Origin of the sequence: Roseateles microcysteis (assembly GCF_036880965.1) — a bacterium.
In the GTDB taxonomy this organism is placed as follows: domain Bacteria; phylum Pseudomonadota; class Gammaproteobacteria; order Burkholderiales; family Burkholderiaceae_C; genus JAUASW01.
This window is the reverse complement of the sequence record NZ_JBAJMV010000006.1, coordinates 95,174-114,527: the sequence shown is the minus strand read 5'-3', so window position 1 is coordinate 114,527 and position 19,354 is coordinate 95,174. Positions and strand designations below refer to the sequence as shown.

16 protein-coding genes are annotated in these 19,354 nt (G+C 65.2%); 10 read left to right on the top strand and 6 right to left on the bottom strand.

All coding sequences use genetic code 11. The features are described 5' to 3' along the window. Positions 1 to 5 precede the first annotated feature (5 nt). Complete coding sequence (locus V3596_RS17210; protein ID WP_334279031.1) at positions 6 to 1,994, bottom strand: alpha/beta hydrolase family protein; 1,989 nt, start codon at positions 1,992 to 1,994, stop codon at positions 6 to 8. 98 nt (positions 1,995 to 2,092) lie between these two features. Here V3596_RS17210 and V3596_RS17205 point away from each other — a divergent pair, with 98 nt between their 5' ends. After that, the gene (locus V3596_RS17205) at positions 2,093 to 3,916 is read left to right on the top strand and encodes an ABCB family ABC transporter ATP-binding protein/permease (RefSeq protein ID WP_334279030.1); all 1,824 of its coding nucleotides are present in this window, start codon (positions 2,093 to 2,095) and stop codon (positions 3,914 to 3,916) included. 50 nt (positions 3,917 to 3,966) lie between these two features. Here the strand turns inward: V3596_RS17205 and V3596_RS17200 are convergent, their stop codons facing one another. Beyond that, a complete protein-coding gene (locus V3596_RS17200) occupies positions 3,967 to 4,641 on the bottom strand; it encodes a hypothetical protein (RefSeq protein ID WP_334279029.1) in 675 nt (224 codons plus the stop codon). A gap of 152 nt (positions 4,642 to 4,793) precedes the next feature. Between V3596_RS17200 and V3596_RS17195 the strand changes: the two genes are divergently transcribed. The 5 genes from V3596_RS17195 to V3596_RS17175 all read left to right on the top strand — a co-directional run bounded on the left by V3596_RS17195 (position 4,794) and on the right by V3596_RS17175 (position 8,971). Further along, positions 4,794 to 5,723: a LysR substrate-binding domain-containing protein gene (locus V3596_RS17195; RefSeq protein WP_334279028.1), complete on the top strand. Its 930-nt coding sequence runs from the start codon at positions 4,794 to 4,796 to the stop codon at positions 5,721 to 5,723. Positions 5,724 to 5,790: 67 nt separating this feature from the next. Continuing rightward, entirely contained in the window at positions 5,791 to 6,645 is an 855-nt protein-coding gene (locus tag V3596_RS17190) for an amino acid ABC transporter substrate-binding protein (RefSeq protein ID WP_334279337.1), read from the top strand. 81 nt (positions 6,646 to 6,726) lie between these two features. Next, positions 6,727 to 7,467 (top strand): amino acid ABC transporter permease, encoded by a 741-nt coding sequence (locus V3596_RS17185; protein WP_334279027.1) that lies wholly within the window; start codon positions 6,727 to 6,729, stop codon positions 7,465 to 7,467. Further along, positions 7,464 to 8,132 carry an amino acid ABC transporter permease gene (locus tag V3596_RS17180; RefSeq protein ID WP_334279026.1) on the top strand — a complete coding sequence of 223 codons (669 nt, stop codon included), beginning with the start codon at positions 7,464 to 7,466 and terminating at the stop codon, positions 8,130 to 8,132. Before V3596_RS17185 ends, V3596_RS17180 begins: the two co-directional genes overlap by 4 nt. Before the next feature lie 104 nt (positions 8,133 to 8,236). Continuing rightward, positions 8,237 to 8,971 (top strand): amino acid ABC transporter ATP-binding protein, encoded by a 735-nt coding sequence (locus tag V3596_RS17175; RefSeq protein ID WP_334279024.1) that lies wholly within the window; start codon positions 8,237 to 8,239, stop codon positions 8,969 to 8,971. 29 nt (positions 8,972 to 9,000) lie between these two features. Here V3596_RS17175 and V3596_RS17170 read toward each other — a convergent pair whose 3' ends face one another. Both V3596_RS17170 and V3596_RS17165 read right to left on the bottom strand, forming a co-directional pair. Next, positions 9,001 to 9,336: a TM2 domain-containing protein gene (locus V3596_RS17170; RefSeq protein WP_334279023.1), complete on the bottom strand. Its 336-nt coding sequence runs from the start codon at positions 9,334 to 9,336 to the stop codon at positions 9,001 to 9,003. 87 nt (positions 9,337 to 9,423) lie between these two features. After that, positions 9,424 to 10,317 carry a DUF4394 domain-containing protein gene (locus V3596_RS17165; RefSeq protein ID WP_334279022.1) on the bottom strand — a complete coding sequence of 298 codons (894 nt, stop codon included), beginning with the start codon at positions 10,315 to 10,317 and terminating at the stop codon, positions 9,424 to 9,426. Between the two features lie 91 nt (positions 10,318 to 10,408). On the opposite strand from V3596_RS17165, the gene pyrC reads away from it, so the two are divergent. Genes pyrC through V3596_RS17150 form a run of 3 tightly spaced genes read left to right on the top strand, consistent with a single transcriptional unit; the run spans position 10,409 to position 13,847 of the window. Next, positions 10,409 to 11,443: a dihydroorotase gene (gene pyrC, locus V3596_RS17160; protein ID WP_334279021.1), complete on the top strand. Its 1,035-nt coding sequence runs from the start codon at positions 10,409 to 10,411 to the stop codon at positions 11,441 to 11,443. A gap of 50 nt (positions 11,444 to 11,493) precedes the next feature. After that, on the top strand, positions 11,494 to 12,876 hold the full coding sequence (locus V3596_RS17155; RefSeq protein ID WP_334279020.1) for a S1 family peptidase: 1,383 nt from the start codon (positions 11,494 to 11,496) through the stop codon (positions 12,874 to 12,876). After that, positions 12,855 to 13,847 carry an FHA domain-containing protein gene (locus tag V3596_RS17150; RefSeq protein ID WP_334279019.1) on the top strand — a complete coding sequence of 331 codons (993 nt, stop codon included), beginning with the start codon at positions 12,855 to 12,857 and terminating at the stop codon, positions 13,845 to 13,847. Before V3596_RS17155 ends, V3596_RS17150 begins: the two co-directional genes overlap by 22 nt. A gap of 48 nt (positions 13,848 to 13,895) precedes the next feature. Here V3596_RS17150 and cysK read toward each other — a convergent pair whose 3' ends face one another. Further along, on the bottom strand, positions 13,896 to 14,813 hold the full coding sequence (gene cysK / locus V3596_RS17145) for a cysteine synthase A (protein WP_334279018.1): 918 nt from the start codon (positions 14,811 to 14,813) through the stop codon (positions 13,896 to 13,898). A gap of 161 nt (positions 14,814 to 14,974) precedes the next feature. Here cysK and V3596_RS17140 point away from each other — a divergent pair, with 161 nt between their 5' ends. Beyond that, a complete protein-coding gene (locus V3596_RS17140) occupies positions 14,975 to 18,043 on the top strand; it encodes an alpha/beta hydrolase family protein (RefSeq protein ID WP_334279017.1) in 3,069 nt (1,022 codons plus the stop codon). Positions 18,044 to 18,112: 69 nt separating this feature from the next. On the opposite strand, the gene argJ is transcribed toward V3596_RS17140, so the two are convergent. Beyond that, complete coding sequence (argJ, locus tag V3596_RS17135; RefSeq protein WP_334279016.1) at positions 18,113 to 19,342, bottom strand: bifunctional glutamate N-acetyltransferase/amino-acid acetyltransferase ArgJ; 1,230 nt, start codon at positions 19,340 to 19,342, stop codon at positions 18,113 to 18,115. Positions 19,343 to 19,354: the final 12 nt, after the last annotated feature.

Genomic DNA, 19,354 nt, shown 5'->3' with positions numbered 1-19,354 from the left:
CTCCGTCACTGCTTCAGGTTCTTGTCGAGAAAGGTCTCGACCTTGGTCCAGAAGTCGACGCTGTTCTTCGGCCGTGCCCAGCCGTGGCCCTCGTCTTCGTAGACGATCCACTCCGGCTTGTTGCCGGCAGCGATGAGAGCGTCGCGCATCTTCTCGCCATGGACGATGGGCACGCGGCGGTCGTGATAGCCGTAGGCCAGCAGCACCGGTGCCTTGATCTGCCTGGCCAGCATGATGGGGGCGTTGGCGGCCAGCATCTTCTCGTCCGCGACCGGGTCGCCGATGGTTTCCGGCATCGAATACTTCTTGCTGTCGCGGTCGATGTCGGACCAGTGCACGTCGAACATCAGGCGCGGGTCGGTCACGCCGACCCAGGACACGGCGCAGCGGAACAGATCGCCTTGCTTGGCCACGCCCATCAGCGCCGCATAGCCGCCGTAGCTGGCGCCGGCGATGCAAGCACGCTTGGGGTCGGCCCAGCCTTTGCTGACCGCGAACTTCAAGGCGTCGGCCAGGTCATCCTGCATGGCCATGCCCCACTGCTTGTAGCCGGCCCGCATCAGCTTGTCGCCGAAGCCGCTGCTGCCGCGGAACTCGGGCTCGATCACCAGATAGCCACGCGAGGCCAGGAACTGGGCGTCGTCCTTGAAGCCCCAGCTGCGGCCGCGGGCCCAGGGCCCTCCGTGAACCAGCACGACGGTGGGCAGCGCGGTGTCAGGCTTGCTGCCCGCCGGGCGCGTGACCCAGATCGGGAATTCCAGGCCATCGCGGGCCTTGATGCGCAGCAGGTCGGTCTGCCCCATGCGGCGCTCGTCGATGCCGGCCTTGAGGTTGCCCAGGCGCTGCCAGGACTTGGTCTTGCCGCTGTAGATCAGGTATTCGCCGGGATGACGGTCCGAATAGGAGAGGACCAGCACCGTTTCGGTGGTGTCGCAGCCGCGGCAGCTGAGCAGGTTGACGCGGCCTGGCAGCAGCTTGTCGACCTGCTGCTGGAAGGCCTTCATGGCCGGGTTGATCCACAGCGTCTCGCTGTCATCGAGCCGGACGCGGTAGCCGACCGTCTTGTCGACGCCGCGGTCTTTCAGGCGCGTCACGCGCGTGTCGTAGCCAGGGGTTGTGAACTGCGGCTCGGCCTTGGGCGCGCCCGTTGCGAAATCGAACTGGTGCAGCTGCGTGTAGTTGCCTTGGCTGTCGAGCTTGTAGACGAAGAAGCGGTCCTCGCCATCGAAGAAGGCCGGCGTGAACTCCTGGTTCAGGAAGGGGAAGCGGCCGATCTCGTGCCAGTCGCCGCCTTGCGCAGCGCGGTAGTAGTAGATGACCTTTCCGGCCTCGGTGGCGCTGGCCAGTCGGGGGCGGCCCTGCGGATCGAACCACCAGCGGCCGACTTCCTTGTGCGGCGGGCTGTCCGTCATCACCAGGCGCTTGGCGCGCGTGGTGACGTTGTAGTAGTAGGGCGTGACGTATCCGTGGTCGATGCTGGTGTACTTGTATTCACCGACGATGATTTCGCCGCTGCCTTCAGCGCCGTAGGAGAGCAGGCCGAAGTTGGGCTCGAGGGGCTTGGCGCCACGGGCGGAGAAGTCGCGGTCCCGTTCGCGGCGGATCAGGAGCCGCTGCTCCTTGCCATCGCGACGGATGCTGAACATGCTCGGCTGCTTGCGCAGGCTGTCGGCGTCTTCGATGTCTTGCGTCTCGAAGACCAGCGTGTCGTCGGTCATCCATTCAACGTCGATCACGTCCACCGTGTCGAACAGCGCAATGATCTGGGGCGCAGACGGGTTCTGCGTATCCAGCATGATCAGCTTCTTGCGCTCGCCGGCCTTGGCGCCGATGGCGGCCAGCCAGCGGCCCGATGGCGACAGCTGTGCGCCAGACAGATCGAGCGGTTCAAAGAAGGCCGCTACCGGAACCGGTGCGTCCGCGGCTGTTGACGCGAGCGGCATTGCCGCCGCGAATGCAAGTGCCAATGCACGGGCGAGTTGGGGCATGTCCATGTTTTCCTCCCTGTAATGCTAGGACGGGCGCGATTATTGGCAGGGCCATGCAGGAGCGGTATCGGTAGGTTCACCGTGTCGGACCGACAATCGCTTTCATGCAGCGATCACAAGCAGTTCCCGGTGTCGGCACCGCCGCCCCAGCCACGGCCCCGAAATCCGACTGGTCTACCATTGGCAAGCTCCTGCCCTATCTGTGGCAATACCGCTGGCGAGTCGGCCTGGCCCTGAGCTTCATGGTGGCGGCCAAGCTTGCCAACGTGGGGGTGCCGCTGCTGTTGAAGCAGCTGATCGACAGCCTCTCGATCAAGCCTGGCTCGACCGAGGCTATGCTCGTGCTGCCGCTGGGCTTGCTGCTGGCCTACGGCGGCCTGCGCCTGTCGACCTCGCTGTTCACCGAACTGCGCGAGCTGATCTTTGCCAAGGCCACCGAAGGCACGTCGCGCAGCATCTCGCTGCAGGTGTTCCGCCATCTGCATGACCTGAGCCTGCGCTTCCACCTCGAGCGCCAGACCGGTGGCATGACGCGCGACATCGAGCGCGGCACGCGGGCAGTGCATTCGCTGATCTCGTATTCGCTCTACAGCATCTTCCCGACGCTGGTCGAGGTGGCGCTGGTGCTGGGCCTCCTGTCCACGCAGTTCGACTTGTGGTTCGCCGGCATCACGGTGGCGGCGTTGGTGCTCTACATCGCCTTCACGGTGACGGTGACGGAGTGGCGCACGAAGTTCCGCAAGACCATGAACGAGCTCGACTCGGTGGCGCACAGCCGGGCCATCGATTCACTGCTGAACTACGAGACGGTCAAGTACTTCAACAACGAGGACTTCGAGGCCCGCCGCTATGACGAGAGCCTGGAGAAGCTGCGCCGCGCGCAGCTGAAATCGCAGAGCACGCTGTCCATGCTCAACACCGGCCAGCAATTGATCATCGCCACGGCGCTGGTGCTGATGCTGTGGCGTGCGACCGAGGGCGTGGTGCAAGGTCGGCTGAGCCTGGGTGACCTGGTGATGATCAACGCCTTCATGATCCAGCTCTACATCCCCTTGAACTTCCTCGGCGTGATCTATCGCGAGATCAAGCAGGGGCTGGCCGACCTTGAGAAGATGTTCGTGCTGCTGGAGCGCGAGCGCGAGGTGGCTGACAAGCCCGACGCCCAGCCCCTGCAGCTGCGCGATGTTGCGGTTCGCTTCGAGCAGGTGGACTTCGCCTACGAGCCCGCGCGGACCATCCTGCATGACGTGTCATTCCAGATTCCGGCCGGCAAGAAGGTGGCGGTGGTGGGCCCGAGTGGCTCGGGCAAGAGCACGCTGGCGCGCCTGCTGTATCGCTTCTATGACGTCGGTGCCGGTCGCATCACCATCGATGGCCAGGAGATTTCCGCCGTGACCCAGGCTTCGCTGCGTCAGGCCATCGGCATCGTGCCGCAAGACACGGTGCTGTTCAATGACACCATCGCCTACAACATCGCCTATGGCCGGCCCGGCGCCAGCCGTGAGGAAGTCGAGGCGGCTGCGCGGGCTGCGCACATCCATGACTTCATCGTGAGCCTGCCCAAGTGCTACGACACCGCGGTGGGCGAGCGCGGGCTGAAGCTTTCCGGCGGTGAGAAGCAGCGGGTGGCGATTGCGCGCACGCTCCTGAAGAACCCGCCCATCCTCATCTTCGACGAGGCCACGTCGGCGCTTGACTCACGCAACGAGCGCGCGATCCAGGCCGAGCTCGAGGCGGCGGCGCAGAACAAGACGGTGCTGGTGGTGGCACACCGGCTCTCCACCGTCGTCGATGCGCACGAGATCCTGGTGCTGGAGGGCGGCCGCATCATCGAGCGCGGCAACCATGCGGCGCTGCTGGCGCTGCAAGGACGCTATGCCCAGATGTGGCGGCTGCAGCAGCAGGGCGGCGGCAGCGCCGATCAGTAAACAAAAAGCCCGCCGGAGGCGGGCTTTGCATGATCAGGCGCGGAGGCCGATCAGCTGCGGCGGCGGCGTGTGAATGCCAGGGCGCCCAGGGCGGTCAGGGCCAGCGCGGCACCGGTGGGCTCGGGTACGGTGCCGGGATCGGTGGTGCCGGAGGGCAGGTCACCGAACACGATGTTGTCGAAGTAGAAGACATTGTCCGGCGAGGTGATCACGACCGAATGCGCGACGTTGTCGTCGAGGTCGATGTCCAGCAGGCCCCAGTTGCACGCCAGGGGGGCTGTGCAGCCGGCCTGGTCCACCAGGGGGAAGGGGCCGGTGGAGCCCAGCAAGGTGCCCTTGCCATCCGCCTCGCTGAAGATTTGCACATTGGTGCCGGGCCAGCTGTCGTACGTGGTGTAAAGCATCTGGAACAGGGTGCTGAAGCCCGCAGCCACATTGATCGTCAGCGAAGAGCTGAAGCCAGTACCAATGGCCGGATCATTCACGAACATGGCCACGTTGTTCGTGAGGTGGCTGGCGTCTACCTGGCCAACGAAATTGCCGGTACCGCCTGCAAGCGTCGAGCCACGGGTGAAGGGGCTGCCACTGAAGGTGATGCCTGCGTAGGGGTTGCCGACGGCGCCAGTAACGACCCCCCGATCCTCGAAGGTCAACTCAACGCTGGCACTTGCGCTCAGCGCCACCGCCATCAGCGAACAGCAAGCCAGAATTTTTTTGAGCCGCATGGTTAGCTCCAAGGGTTTGTTGTTGGTCCGGTGGACTGCATGTATCCGGTCGTAAGCTGACTGTACTGAAGCTAGGGGGGGAATCGGCGGCTCCGCCCCCCTCCATCTGCGGGGGGGAATGCCCCGAATGTGGGGCCGGCTACACTGACCCGGTGGAAACCAAATGGCTTGAGGATTTCGTCAGTCTTGCCGAGACGCGGAGCTTTTCGCGCTCGGCCCAGCTGCGCCATGTGACGCAGCCTGCCTTCTCGCGGCGCATCCAGGCGCTGGAGGCCTGGGCGGGCGTGGACCTGGTGGATCGCTCCTCTTACCCGACCCGCCTGACCGGTGCCGGCGAGACCCTGCTCGCTCAGGCGGTCGAGATCCTCGGCAACCTGCAGGCCACCCGCAACATGCTGCGCAGCCACCAGTCGGCTGGGCAGGACATGCTGGAGTTCGCGGTGCCGCACTCGCTCGCGTTCAGCTTCTTCCCGCACTGGCTGATGGACCTGCGCCAGCGCTTTGGTGCGATCAAGAGCCGCTTGAATGCGCTGAACGTGCATGACGCGATGCTGCAGCTCAGCGAAGGCAATTGCGACCTCTTGATCGTTTATCACCACGCCAGCCAGCCCCTGCAGCTCGATCCCGAGCGCTACCAGATGGCCTCGCTGGGCCATGAAACCCTGGCCGCCTACGCCAAGGCCGATGCCAACGGCCAGCCGATGTTCCGCCTGCCCGGCCACCCCGGGCACAAGATTCCCTTCCTCAGCTATGCCTCGGGCGCCTATCTCGGCCGCCTCGTGGAGCTGATCGCCAAGGCCTCGCCCGAGCCGCTGAACCTGGATGCCATCTACGAGACCGATATGGCCGAAGGCCTGAAGGCCATGGCGCTGGAGGGCCACGGCCTGGCCTTCCTGCCTGCCAGCTCGGTTGCGAAGGAAATCAAGTCGGGCCGCCTGGTGCAGGCAGCCCAGGCCGGCCAGTACGAGCTGAGCATGGAGCTGCGCATCTACCGTGAGCGGCCGGAGGTGGCTCGCCGGACCAAGCCGGCAGCGCTAGCGCTGTGGGATTTCCTGACCGGCAGCGTGGTCGTGGCGGCCTGATATCTCCATCGATCAACACCCTTTCTCCCATAGACGGAGCACTCAATCCATGTCGAGCAAGAAGCTGATGAACAAGACCCTCCTGGCCCTGTCGCTGTTGACCGTGGCCCTGGGCGCGCAGGCCGAAGACACGCTGAAGAAGATCAAGGCCAGCGGCGTCGTCAACATGGGCGTGCGCGAATCCTCGGGTGCGCTGTCCATCACCACCGGTGAAAACAAGTACGAAGGATTCCATGTCGATCTCTGCCGCCACGTGCTGGCCGATATCAAGAAGCAGCTCGCCCTGCCCAAGCTCGACATCAACTACCAGGCGGTGACCTCGCAGAACCGCGTGCCCCTGATGCAGGGCGGCAATATCGACATCGAGTGCGGCTCGACCACCAACAACACGCAGCGCGCCAAGGACGTGGCCTTTGCCGTGACGACCTACGTCACCGAAGTCCGCATGGCCGTCAAGGCCTCGTCGGGCATCAACTCCATCGCCCAGCTGAACGGCCGCAGCGTCGTCACCACCACCGGCACCACATCGGTACAGACGCTGCGCCGCCAGGAGCGAGCCAGCAATCTGGACTTCAAGGAAGTCGTCGGCAAGGACCACGCCGACAGCTTCCTGCTGCTGGAATCCGGCCGCGCCGATGCCTTCGTGATGGACGACTACATCCTGGCCGGCAATATCGCCCGGGCCAAGAAGCCGGCCGATTTCAAGATCGTGGGCGAAGTGCTCGCCGTGGAGCCCATTGCCATCATGTTCCGCAAGGACGACCCGGCCTTCAAGAAGGCCGTGGACGACAGCCTGAAGGCGCTGATGAAGAGCGGCGAGATCGAGAAGATGCTGGCCAAGTACGGCGTCACGCCAAGCGCCGTGACGAAAGCCGCATGGGCCACGCCGAACGACAATCCGGCCGAGAGCTACAAGAAGTAAGGCTCAGGCCCGGCGCCGCAAGCGCCGCTTCGAGGCCGCCAACGGCGGCCTCTCGCATTTGATGGAGAAGGGAAGCTAGCGATGGGCTGGGACTGGCAGGTCTTCTGCAAGGACAACCTCGAACAAACCGTGGTCGCCGGCTGCCTGGGCAGCGGCGGCGCAGTGACCTACCTGGACATGTTCCTGGGCGCCTGGAAATGGACGCTGGCCGTCTCGGCCGCGGGCCTTCTGGTGGCGCTGGTGGTGGGCACGGTGATCGGCATCTTGCGCACGCTGCCCGGTAGAGGCTGGCGCTATGCCGGCGAAGCCTGGACCGAGCTGTTCCGCAATGTGCCGCTGCTGGTGCAGATCTTTCTCTGGTACTTCGTCGTCCCGGTGCTGATCCCGCCGATGGCGGCCTTGCCGCCTTTCTGGCTGGTCGTGATGGGCCTGGGATTCTTCACCTCGGCGCGCGTGGCCGAGCAGGTTAAGGCCGGCATCGAAAGCCTGCCGAGCGGCCAGCGCAATGCCGGCCTGGCGCTGGGCATGAGCCTCTCCCAGACCTACCGCTACGTGCTGCTGCCGATGGCGTTCCGCATCGTCATACCGCCGCTCACCAGCGAGTCGATGAACATCGTCAAGAACTCCTCGGTGGCCTTTGCCGTGTCGATCTCCGAGCTGACCCAGTTCGCCATGCAGGCTCAGGAAGAAACCTCGCGCGGCATCGAGGTCTACCTGGCCGTGACGGGCGGCTACTTTGTCTCGGCCTTTGTGGTGGCGCGCTGCGCGACCCTGCTTGAACGCTGGCTGCGCGTGCCCGGCACGCTGGGAGCCAAGCGATGAACAGCCTGGACTTCAGCTTCGTCACGGCAGATTTTGTGCGTGACTTCATCCTGCAAGGCCTGTGGTTCACGCTGCGCCTGACTGCCATCTCGGCCGTGCTGGGCGTGATGCTGGGCACGGTGCTGGCCCTGATGCGACTGTCCAGCAGCCGCGTGCTGAGCATGGTGTCGGCGGCCTATGTGGACACGCTGCGCTCGGTGCCGCTGGTGATGGTGATCCTGTGGTTCTACCTCTTGATCCCGGTGCTGACCGGCCAGACCATCGGCAAGGAGACCTCGGCGCTGATCACCTTCACGCTGTTCGAGGCGGCCTACTTTGCCGAGATCATGCGCGCTGGCATCCTGAGCGTACCCAGCGGCCAGCAGGCTGCGGGCCTGGCCATGGGCATGAGCTATGCGCAGACGATGCAACTGATCGTGCTGCCACAGGCCTTGCGAAATATGCTGCCGGTGCTGATGACGCAGATCATCGTGATGCTGCAGGACACTTCGCTGGTCTATGCCATCGGTGCCTACGACCTGCTCAAGGGCTTCCAGCTTGCGGGCCAGAATCTGGGCCGGCCCATCGAGGGCTATCTGCTCGCCGCCGTCGTGTATTTCGTGATCTGCTTCGGCTTGTCCGCAGCGGTGCGCCGCCTCCAGAAACGCATTGCAATCATCCGCTAGAAATGTGAGCCCCCGGTCGCTGAGTACAGCGACCGCCCCCCGAGGGGGACCGGCCGGCTTGGGGCGGCCCGGCGCTCGGCCGGCACGGCCTGTTAGGAGTGAATGTGATTGATATTCGAAACGTCTCCAAGTGGTACGGCGCCTTCCAGGTGCTGACCGACTGCACCACCTCGATCGCCAAGGGCGAGGTCGTCGTCGTCTGTGGCCCTTCGGGCTCGGGCAAGTCCACGCTGATCAAGACCGTCAATGCGCTGGAGCCGGTGCAACAAGGCGAGATCATCGTGGACGGTGTGACCATCACCGACCCCAAGACCAATCTGCCCAAGCTGCGTTCGCGCGTGGGCATGGTGTTTCAGCATTTCGAGCTGTTCCCGCATCTCTCGGTGACCGAGAACCTGACGCTGGCGCAGATCAAGGTGCTGGGCCGCGGCGCCGATGAAGCCAAGGAGCGCGGCCTGAAGATGCTGGACCGCGTGGGCTTGAGCGCTCACAAGGACAAGTTCCCTGGCCAACTCTCAGGCGGCCAGCAGCAGCGCGTGGCGATTGCGCGTGCCCTGTCGATGGACCCGGTGGTGATGCTGTTTGACGAGCCGACCTCGGCACTCGACCCGGAAATGGTGGGCGAGGTGCTGGACGTGATGGTTCAGCTGGCCCAGGACGGCATGACCATGATGTGTGTCACGCACGAGATGGGCTTTGCCCGCAAGGTCAGCCACCGCGTGATCTTCATGGACGGCGGGCGCATCGTCGAAGACTGCGCCAAGGAAGAATTCTTCGGCCATCCCGACCGCCGCGCGCCGCGCACGCAGGAATTCCTCTCGAAGATCCTGCACGGATGAATTTGTGCCGCCGCAAGGCGGCACAAATTTCAAGTCCAGAGTGTGAGCTGATTGCCTTCTTTGTCGGTGAACGAGCCGACGAGCAGCATGATCAGGTCGATCAGGTACCAGAGGCCCAGGCCGCCCAGGGTGATGATGAACAGGATGGCTGTGCCCACCTTGCCGACATAGAAGCGGTGAGCGCCCAGCCAGCCCACGAAGATCAGCAGCAGCACCGCCGGCAGGATGCGGCGCGTGGTATTGCCGCGGGGGCCGCTGGGCACAGCGCCGCAGTTGGGGCAGGCCGTGGCGCTGACATGCATCTGCTTGCCACAGGCGTGGCAATAGACCATCTGGTTGTGTTGTGTGGCGACGGTGGCTTCCATCTCGAACTCCCTCCAAAGAAAACTATGGCCGCGATCATCGTTGATCGCGGCCCGGGTCAAGCAGGCTGAGCGACGAACTGCACGGATTCAGGGTTCGATGGCAGTACCGACGACCAGCTCGTTCTCGCCGATGCTGCCCATCAGCTGTGCCTTGCCCGTTTTCAGGTCGATGCGGTACCAGCGGCTGCTCGCGCGCCCCGAGGCGTCGGCCGCAGGCGTGATCGCTGCATAGCCGGTGTTGGAGATGTCCGAGATATCGAGCGTGGCGCGGTCGAACGGCGGCAGGCCCAGCGAGCCCACGGTATAGAGCTTGCCGGTGTTGGGCGAGACAACGGGCGTCACACCTTCCTTCGTGCCCATGTGGGCCAGGATGCCCTGGCTGCGCTCGATCACATAGTTGGTGGTCTGCTTCTCGTCTGTCTTGTTGTAGGTGTAGCCGGCGGCCACCACGGCCGGCTTCTTGCCGGCGTTCGCGTCCTTGGCGTCGAAGGCCAGCATGCCGTCGAGCTGCAGGCCCGGCCGGCCGGGATCGCTGTCGACCATGGCGCCAGTGTCAGGATGCATGCGCAGGTTCAGGCCGGTGTCGCTGATCACGCGGATGCGGTCCACCGTCGGGTTGAAGTCGAAGCCGTACTCGCGGCCTTCGCCAGTCAGCACTGCCTGCGATCCGATCGTCGCGGCCATGCCCGTGGCGGTATCGATGCGATAGAGCTGCCCACTCGCGCCGAGGCCGTAGAGCTGGCCGCGGGCTACACGGTAGTCGATGCCCAGCAGCCGGTCCTGCGCGAGCAGGCCGGAGAGCGGCTTGCGGCTGAGGATCTTCTGCGGCTGGCCGGCGTTGAAATGGATCAACTGGTTGTTGACGGTCACCGCATGGACCATCTCCTTGGTCGGAGGATGGGTGGGCTCGGTGGTTCCGCAGGCGCTCAAGGCAAAGGCCAGGGCAAGAGGGGCGCGGGCGGCGGTCGGGAACAGGCGCATGCTGCAGGACTCCTGGGGTTGTTCATTGCATGCTAGCCCTCATCGCGCAGGGCGTACTCAGGTCCATCACGGGTTTTGGGACAATGTGCACATGCAAGACAGCCTCACCCTGACACGCCCCGACGATTGGCATGTGCATCTGCGCGATGGCGCGGCCCTGCAAAGCGTCGTTCCCTATACCGCCCGCCAGTTCGCCCGTGCGATCGCGATGCCGAACCTGCGCCCGCCGATCACCACCGCGGCACAGGCCCAGGCCTACCGGGAACGCATCCTCGCTGCGGTGCCCGAGGGCGTCGATTTCGAGCCCTTGATGACGCTCTACCTCACCGACGTGACCACGCCGGACGAAATCCGGCGTGCGAAGGATGCAGGCGTCGTGGCCTTGAAGCTCTACCCGGCCGGCGCCACGACCAACAGCGATGCCGGCGTGACCGACATACGCAAGACCTACCGGACGCTGGAAGCCATGCAGCGCGACGGTTTGCTGCTGCTGGTGCACGGGGAGGTGACCGACCCGGCCGTTGACGTGTTCGACCGCGAGGCTGTCTTCATCGACCAGGTGATGCGCCCGCTGCGCGCCGACATGCCCGAGCTGAAGGTGGTGTTCGAACACATCACCACGGCCGAAGCGGCGCAGTATGTGGCAGCGGCAGACCAATACACGGCGGCCACGCTCACGCCGCAGCACCTGCTTTACAACCGCAATGCCATCTTCATGGGCGGCCTGCGGCCTCACTACTACTGCCTGCCGGTGTTGAAGCGCGAGACGCACCGGCTCGAACTCCTGAAGGCAGCCACCTCGGGCTCGCCCAAGTTCTTCCTCGGCACGGACAGCGCGCCGCATGCCTCAGTGATGAAGGAGAACTCGGTCTGCGGTGCCGGCTGCTTCACTGCGCTGTCGGCCCTGGAGCTCTATGCCGAGGCCTTCGATTCGGTCGGCGCGCTCGACAAGCTCGAAGCCTTTGCCAGCTTCAATGGCCCCGACTTCTACAGCCTGCCACGCAACACTGCGCAGGTGACGCTGCAGCGCAAGCGCTGGACCCTGCCCGAAGCCGTGCCCTTCGGCGAGGCCGCGCAGCTCAAGCCGCTGCGCGGTGGCGAGGAAATGGGTTGGCAACTGGGCTGAGGCGGGAACAAACCGGTAGCATCGGCCCCCAATCCCTATCGGAGGACGGTTTGCTTTCAATCGCCTTGCCATGGCGCGCTGCAGTTGCGCTGGCACTGACCCTGGCGGCCTTGCCCTTGCACGCACAGCAGCCAGCGCCACAAGCGCAGCGGGGCGCCAGCCCGCCGCCGCCAGTGGCGCAAGCGGCCTCGGCCGTTGCCCCCGCCCCGGTCTCGGCCACCGCCCGCCGTGTCTATGAGCGGGCGCGCTCGCACCTGCTGCAGATCCGCACGCTGCTGAAGAACCAGGACAGTCAGGCCTCGGTCGGGTCCGGGTTCCTGGTCAGCAGCGAAGGCCACATCGTCACCAACTACCACGTGATCAGTCAGGTCGCGCTGGAGCCCGAGCGCTATCGCCTGCAGTTTGAAACCACGGAAGGCCTGCAAGGCACGCTGGAACTGCTCGACTTTGACGTGCGCCGCGACCTGGCCTTGCTGCGGGCCGATCCGGCTGCGCTCAAGGCCATTGGCGCGCTGAGCTTCCGGCCCAAGGACCAGCCGCTGTCCAAGGGCGACCGCATCTATTCCATGGGCAATCCGCATGACGTGGCCTTTGCCGTGGTCGAAGGCACCTACAACGGCCTGGTGGAGCGCAGCTTCGATCCGCTGATCTACTACTCGGGCAGCATCAACTCGGGCATGAGCGGTGGCCCGGTGGTGGATGAGGAAGGGCGCGTGGTCGGCGTGAACGTCTCGGCCATGTTCTTTGCGCAGCAGATGAGCTTCCTGGTGCCAGGGCAGTTTGCCCAGGCCTTGTTCGAACGCAGCCGCAGCCTCAAGCCGCTGAAGGTGGCTGCGTGGCCTCGCCTGCGCGAGCAGATGCTCGCCTATCAGGATGAGCTGGTACAGCGCTTCATGGCCCAGCCCTGGCGCGTGGCCGGTCATCCGCGCTATCAGTTGCCGGTGCCGCAGGAGCAGTTCATGCGCTGCTGGGGCCGCGGCACGCCGTCCGACACCAAGGGCCTGGAATTCCAGCGCTCGCAATGCCGCATGGAGCATGCGGTGTTCATCAATGGCGGCATGCAGACCGGCTACCTGGACATGTCGCACGAGGCCTATGACGGCCGCAACCTCGGCTCGATCCGTTTCTCGCGCCAGTACTCGGCGAGCTTCCGCAACGAGCGCCTGGGCCGCGACGACCGCGACCGCACGGCACCGTTCTGCAAGGAGGACTTCGTGGAGCGCGACGGGCTGCCGCTGCGTGCCGTCGTCTGCATGCGGGCCTATCGCAAGCTCGAGGGTCTGCATGACCTGAGCATCCTGATCACCACGGTGGACGCCAAGACCGAGGGTGCGCTCGGGCGCTTCGACGCGAAGGGCGTCAGTTTCGACAACGCGCTCAAACTGACATCGCATTACCTGGGAGGCTTCGCATGGGCAGCCAAGGCGCGCTGATCGAGATCCTGGACCGCGAGGGCCAGGTCCGCGCCCTGCACAAGATTGCCCAGTGGCCGCTCAGCATCGGCCGCTCACCCGACTGCGACCTGGTGTTGCCGGACGTGCATGTGGCCGGCCAGCATGCGCTGCTGGACTGGGGCGAGGAGGGGGCCGAGCTGGCCTTGCTGCCCAGCCTCAACGGCGGCTGGGTGGCTGAGCGCCGGCTGCAAGGCGGCGAGCGCGTGGCGCTGGGCGTGGGTGGCGTCTTCCGCCTGGGCAGCACCGAGCTGCGACTGCGCACCTCGGCCCAGGCCCTGCCCGCCGAACAGCCGCTCGGCCACGAGCATGAAGTGCGTGGCTGGCGTGGCAATGCCTGGCTGCCCATCCTGCTCGTGTTCTGGATGGGCTTGCTCTGGTTCGACCAATGGTCGGCCGTGAACCCCGGAACGCCGTGGATCGACTACAGCTCGGCAGTCTTGACGCCGCTCGGTGTGCTCCTGGTATGGGCGGCCCTGTGGTCGCTGGTCAACCAGTTGTTCCAGCGCCGCTTCCCCTTCGTGCTGCACCTGAAGCGGGCGTTGCTGGCGCTGACCGGCCTGCATCTGATCGGGGCGCTGCTGCCGCTGGTGGCTTATTCGCTGTCACTGCCACGCCTGCTGGTGCTCGATGCGGTGAGCTTCCCGCTTGGCCTGGCGGCCATGCTGTGGTGGCATGCCAGCCTCGTGTGGCCACGTGCCAAGCGCTGGCTGGCGGCAATCCTGGCCGCCTTGCTGCTTCTGGGCCTGGTGATGACGGTGGCCAAGCGCCAGGAGCAGCAGTACTGGCTGGGCCCCGCCTACCTGAGCTCGCTGCCGCCGCCGGCATTCCGCCTGGTGGCCCCGAAGTCGCCCGAGGCGATGATCGAGTCGCTGAAGCCCCTGCAAGCGCAGTTGAAGAAGCAAGCCAATCGCGACAACGATCAGCCCAGCCTCGACGGCGCCGATGAGTGAAAATTAGAGCAGCCGGGAAACGGTAGGCCGTTCACCGGGCGCCCCATCTCAGCTCGGCAGAAAGCCTTCGACGGAGAGATAGCGCTCGCCGGTGTCGTAGTTGAAACCCAGCACCCGGCTGCCAGCAGGCAGCTCGGGCAGCTTCCTGGCGATGGCCGCCAGGGTGGCTCCGCTGGAGATGCCGACCAACAGGCCTTCTTCGCGGGCGCTGCGGCGCGCGAACTCGCGGGCTTCTTCGGCCTCGACCTGGATCACGCCGTCCAGCAGGTCGGTTTGCAGATTGGCTGGAATGAAACCGGCGCCAATGCCCTGGATCGGATGCGGACTCGGTGCGCCGCCGCTGATGACGGGCGACGCGCTGGGCTCCACCGCGTAGACCTTCAGGTTCGGCCAGGACTTTTTCAGCACCTGCGCCGTGCCGCTGATATGGCCGCCAGTGCCGACGCCGGTGATCAGCGCGTCCAGGCCTTCGGGGAAGTCGGCCAGGATTTCCTGCGCCGTCGTGGCCACATGCACTGCGATATTGGCCGGGTTCTCGAACTGCTGCGGAATCCAGGCGCCGGGTGTTTCAGCGGCGAGTTCCTGGGCGCGGGCGATGGCGCCCTTCATGCCTTTTTCGCGCGGCGTCAGGTCGAAGCTGGCGCCGTAGGCCAGCATCAGGCGGCGTCGCTCGATCGACATGCTGTCGGGCATCACCAGCACCAGCTTGTAGCGCTTGACCGCGGCCACCATGGCCAGGCCCACGCCGGTGTTGCCGGAGGTGGGCTCGATGATGGTGCCGCCGGGCTGGAGGCGGCCGTCCGCCTCGGCCGCTTCGACCATGGCCAGCGCGATGCGGTCCTTGATCGAGCCGCCCGGATTGCTGCGCTCGGACTTGATCCAGACCTCGCTGTTGTCGCCAAACAGGCGGTTGATGCGGATGTGCGGCGTGTTGCCGATGGTGGCGAGGACGTTGTTGGCTTTCATGGCCGGCGATGCTAGCTGGTCGACGTGCGTAGCGACAAAGAACCATCCGTCATGAGGTCATGAAAAATGCTGCTGATCGCCCCGGAGCAATGGTTCTTTGCACAGTGCTTGCTATAAAGGTCGCTTCGCCCGTCTTGCGAGCCTTGAGCTCCCCACCAGACATGAACAAACATTTCCGCCCCGGCCTGCTATTGGCCGCAGTGCTGCTTGTAGCAGGCACTGCCTGGGCTGCCACCGAACCCACGCCGCTCTCGGCCAAGAAGCCGATCACGCATGATGTCTATGCCGGTTGGCGCAGCGTGCAGGGTACGGCACTGACAGCAGATGGCCGCTTCGCTGCCTATGCACTCGTGGGCCAGGAAAGCGATGGCGAGGTCGTCGTCCGTCAGCTGTCTGACGGCCGCGAATGGCGTTCGACGCGCGGCTCCAGCGGCGCCAGCGCGCCCCCGGCATTTGGCGAAGCCCCGGCTCGTGCCAACCTGCCGCTGTTGGCGTTCAGCGCCGATGGCCGCTATCTGGCCTTCACCATCCATCCGAGCCGTGCCGAGCAGGACAAGGCCAAGAAGGAGAAGAAGCGCGGCGACGATGCTCCCAGGCCATCGCTTGGCATCATGGACGTGGCGACCGGCAAGGTCGAGGTCATTGAGCGCGTCAAGCGCTTCGCCTGGCCGGAAGAGGGCGGCGCCTACCTGGCCGTGCAGCTCGAGGCACCTGTCGCCAAGAAGGATGGCGCCGCGGCTGCTGCGGCTGCAAAGTCCGACTTCGACTTCAGCTACGGCGCAGACGACCAGGCCGCACCTGGTGCGGCTGCCGCTGGTGCTGCACGCAAGAAGGACGCTGGTACCGAGCTGCTGCTGATCGATGTGGCTGCGGCCAAGCGCACCAGCTACAAGGACGTGGCCGATTTCGCCTGGCCGCGCAGCGGCAGCTTGCTGGCCTACACGGTCTCGGTCAAGGAAGCTGCACCCGCAGCGGGTGCCCGTGCGGCGAGTGCTGCCAGCGGCGCCAGTGCGCCGGCCGAAGCGGCCAAGGCAGCTGAAGCTTTGCGCGAAGGCGTCTATGTGGTGAACCCGGCCGAGCCGGTCGCGAAGGCGCTGATCACCGGCGCCGGCAGCTACAAGCAATTGCAGTTCGACCGCGCGGGCACGCAGCTCGCCTTCATCAGCAACCGCGATGCCTTGGCCGAGCTGGCTGCAGCGAAGAAGGCGGCAAAGAAGGACGACAAGACGCCTGAAGTGCCGGCCGCCTATCAAGTGTTCTTCTGGCGCGCCAAGGACGCAGCCGCGCAAGTGCTGGTCAATGCCAGCACCACCGGCATGCCGGCGGGCTGGGGCCCCAGCGAGCATGCATCCTTGAGCTTCAGCAAGGACGGCCAACGTCTGTTCCTCGGCACTGCCGAGCTGCCCAAGGCCGAGCCCAAGGACGCGCCCGAGCCGATGAAGGTCGACCTCTGGCACTACAAGGACCCCGAGCTGCAATCGGTCCAGAAGGTCCGGGCCGAGCGCGACAAGAACCGCAACTATCGCGCGGTGGTGCATCTGGGCGCCGCCACACCGAAGTTCGTGCAACTGGGCGGCGTTGAGCTGCCCAATGTGATGGTCAACGACAACGGCCGCTGGGCCCTGGGCATCAGCGAGCTGCCGTACCGCATGCTGCAGAGCTGGGACGCGCTCTATTTCGACGCTTACGCCATCGACCTTCAGACCGGCGACAGGCGCCAGTTCGCCACCAAGCTGCGCAATCAGCCGCGCCTCTCGCCGGGCGGTGAGTATGCGCTGAGCTTCTCGCCCGCGCAGAAGACCTGGTTTGCCTACCGCATGGCCGACGGCAAGCAGCTCAACCTGACCGGCAAGATCAAGAGCCGCTTCGAGAACATCGAGCGCGATGTGGTCGAACCGGCTGATGCCTATGGCTTTGCAGGTTGGTCCGAGAACGACGCGACCGTCGTCCTGTACGACCAGTTCGATCTGTGGGAAGTGACGCTGGCAAGCCAAGCCGCCCGCAACATCACCAACGGCTTCGGCCGCAAGCACCAGCTGCAATTGCGCTATGTGCCACTGGAAACCGAAGACCTGGAAAGCCGCCGCCTGCCGACGGACGGCCTGATGCTGTCGGCCGCGCATGAAGTGAACCGCTCGACCGGCTTCTACAAGCTGCCGGCCGCTGGTGGTGAGCCGGCCAAGCTGATCCACAGTGACAAGCTGATGAGCGGCCTGATCAAGGCCAAGAAGGCCGATGCCGTGCTGTTCACACAGCAGAGCTTTGTCGAGTTCCCGGACCTGTGGTCGGCCAAGCTGGACCTGGCTTCGCCGGTCAAGATCAGCAACGCGAACCCGCAGCAGTCGCAGTACATCTGGGGCACGCAGGAGCTGATCGAGTTCACCGCGGCTGACGGCAAGAAGCTGCGCGCGCTGGTTGCGAAGCCGGAAAACTTCGACCCCAAGAAGAAGTATCCGATGATGGTCTACATCTACGAAAAGATGACGGACAACCTGAACCGCTACGTGCCGCCGGCACCGGCTCAGAACATCAACGTGAGCCGCTATGTCAGCAATGGCTACATCGTGCTGCGTCCGGACATCGTCTACACCATCGGCTACCCAGGCCGCAGCGCTGCCAACTCGGTGCTGCCGGCGGTGAAGCACATGGTCAAGGCCGGCTATGTAGATGAGAAGCGCGTGGGCATCCAGGGTCACAGCTGGGGCGCTTACCAGATCAGCTACCTGATCACGCGCAGCAATGCCTTTGCCGCGGCTGAGGCCGGCGCCTCGATGGCCAATATGGTCAGCGGCTACGGCGGCATCCGCTGGGGCGCTGGAGTGAGCCGTGCGTTCCAGTACGAGCAGCAGCAGAGCCGCATCGGTGGCGCGCCGTGGAACGCGACCGACAAGTACATCGAGAACTCGCCGATCTTCAAGATCGACAAGGTGCAGACGCCGTTCCTGACGATCCATAACGACGACGACGACGCCGTGCCCTGGTACCAGGCCATCGAGTTCTTTACCGCGCTGCGCCGCCTGGGCAAGGAAGCCTACTGGTTCAACTACAACGGCGAAAAGCACGGCCTGCGCGAGCGCGACAACATGAAGCACTTCACCGTGCACATGGGCGAGTTCTTCGACCACTACCTCAAGGGCGCGCCGCGTCCGGAGTGGATGGACAAGCCGGTGCCGTATCTCGAGAGGGGCAAGCGGGATGTGATGCCGCTGTTCAAGCCGGCGGCACGTTGATCGGGCAGGCCCCATGAGAAAGGCCGGTGCTGCAAAGCACCGGCCTTTTGTCTATTTGGGGTCAGGAAATCAGGACCGGTAGTCCGCGTTGATCGTCACGTACTCGTGGCTCAGGTCGCAGGTCCAGACGGTGGCCTGCGCCGGGCCGCGATGCAGGCCCACGCGGATCGTGATCTCGCTTTGCTTCATCACGCGCTGGCCGTCTTCCTCGCGGTAGTCGGGGTGGCGGCCACCGGCGCGCACCACGTGCACGTCGTCGAGGTAGAGCTCGATCAGCGTCTGGTCCAGGTCGGCGATGCCGGCATAGCCTACGGCGGCCAGGATACGGCCGAGGTTCGGGTCGCTGGCGAAGAACGCCGTCTTCACGAGGGGTGAGTGGGCGATGGCATACGCTGCCAATTGGCATTCGGCCTCGTCACGGCCACCCTCGATCTGGATCGTGATGAACTTGGTCGCGCCTTCGCCATCGCGCACGATGGCTTGCGCCAGCTGCTGCGAAACAGCGATCACCGCATCACGCAAGACCTGGCCCTCGGGCGAGCTCAGGGACTCGATGCGCGGATGCTTGGCCTTGTTGGTGGCGATCAAGAGGAATGAATCGTTGGTCGACGTGTCGCCGTCGATCGTGATGCGGTTGAACGAGGCATCTGCCGCGTCGCGCACCAGGCCTTGCAGCAGGTCGGGATTGATGTTCGCGTCGGTCGCGACGAAGCCGAGCATCGTCGCCATGTTCGGGCGGATCATGCCGGCGCCCTTGCTGATGCCGGTGATGCTGACCGTCTGGCCGCCGATCTGCACCTGGCGCGAGGCAGCCTTGGGCAGCGTGTCTGTTGTCATGATGCCGGCGGCAGCTTCGTCCCAGGCGTCGGGGCGCAGCGCGGCCAGGGCGGCCGGGATGCCAGCGACGATGCGGTCCACCGGCAGCGTTTCCATGATCACGCCGGTGGAGAAGGGCAGGATCTGCTGCGGCTGCACGCCCATGGCCTCAGCCAGTGCGGTGCAGGTGAGGCGGGCGCGAGCCAGGCCGTCGGCGCCGGTGCCGGCATTGGCGTTGCCGGTGTTGATCAGTACGGCGCGGATGCCGGTGCCGGCGTCCAGGTGCTCGCGGCAGACCTGCACCGGCGCAGCGCAGAAGCGGTTCTTGGTGAACACACCGGCCACGGCCGAACCCGCGTCCAGCGCGATTACCGAGAGGTCGCGGCGATTGGCCTTGCGCACGCCGGCCATGGTGATGCCCAGGCGGACGCCGGGAACAGGATGCAGGCTGGCGGGATCGGGAGCGCTGAGATTGACGGGCATGACGTTCGCACA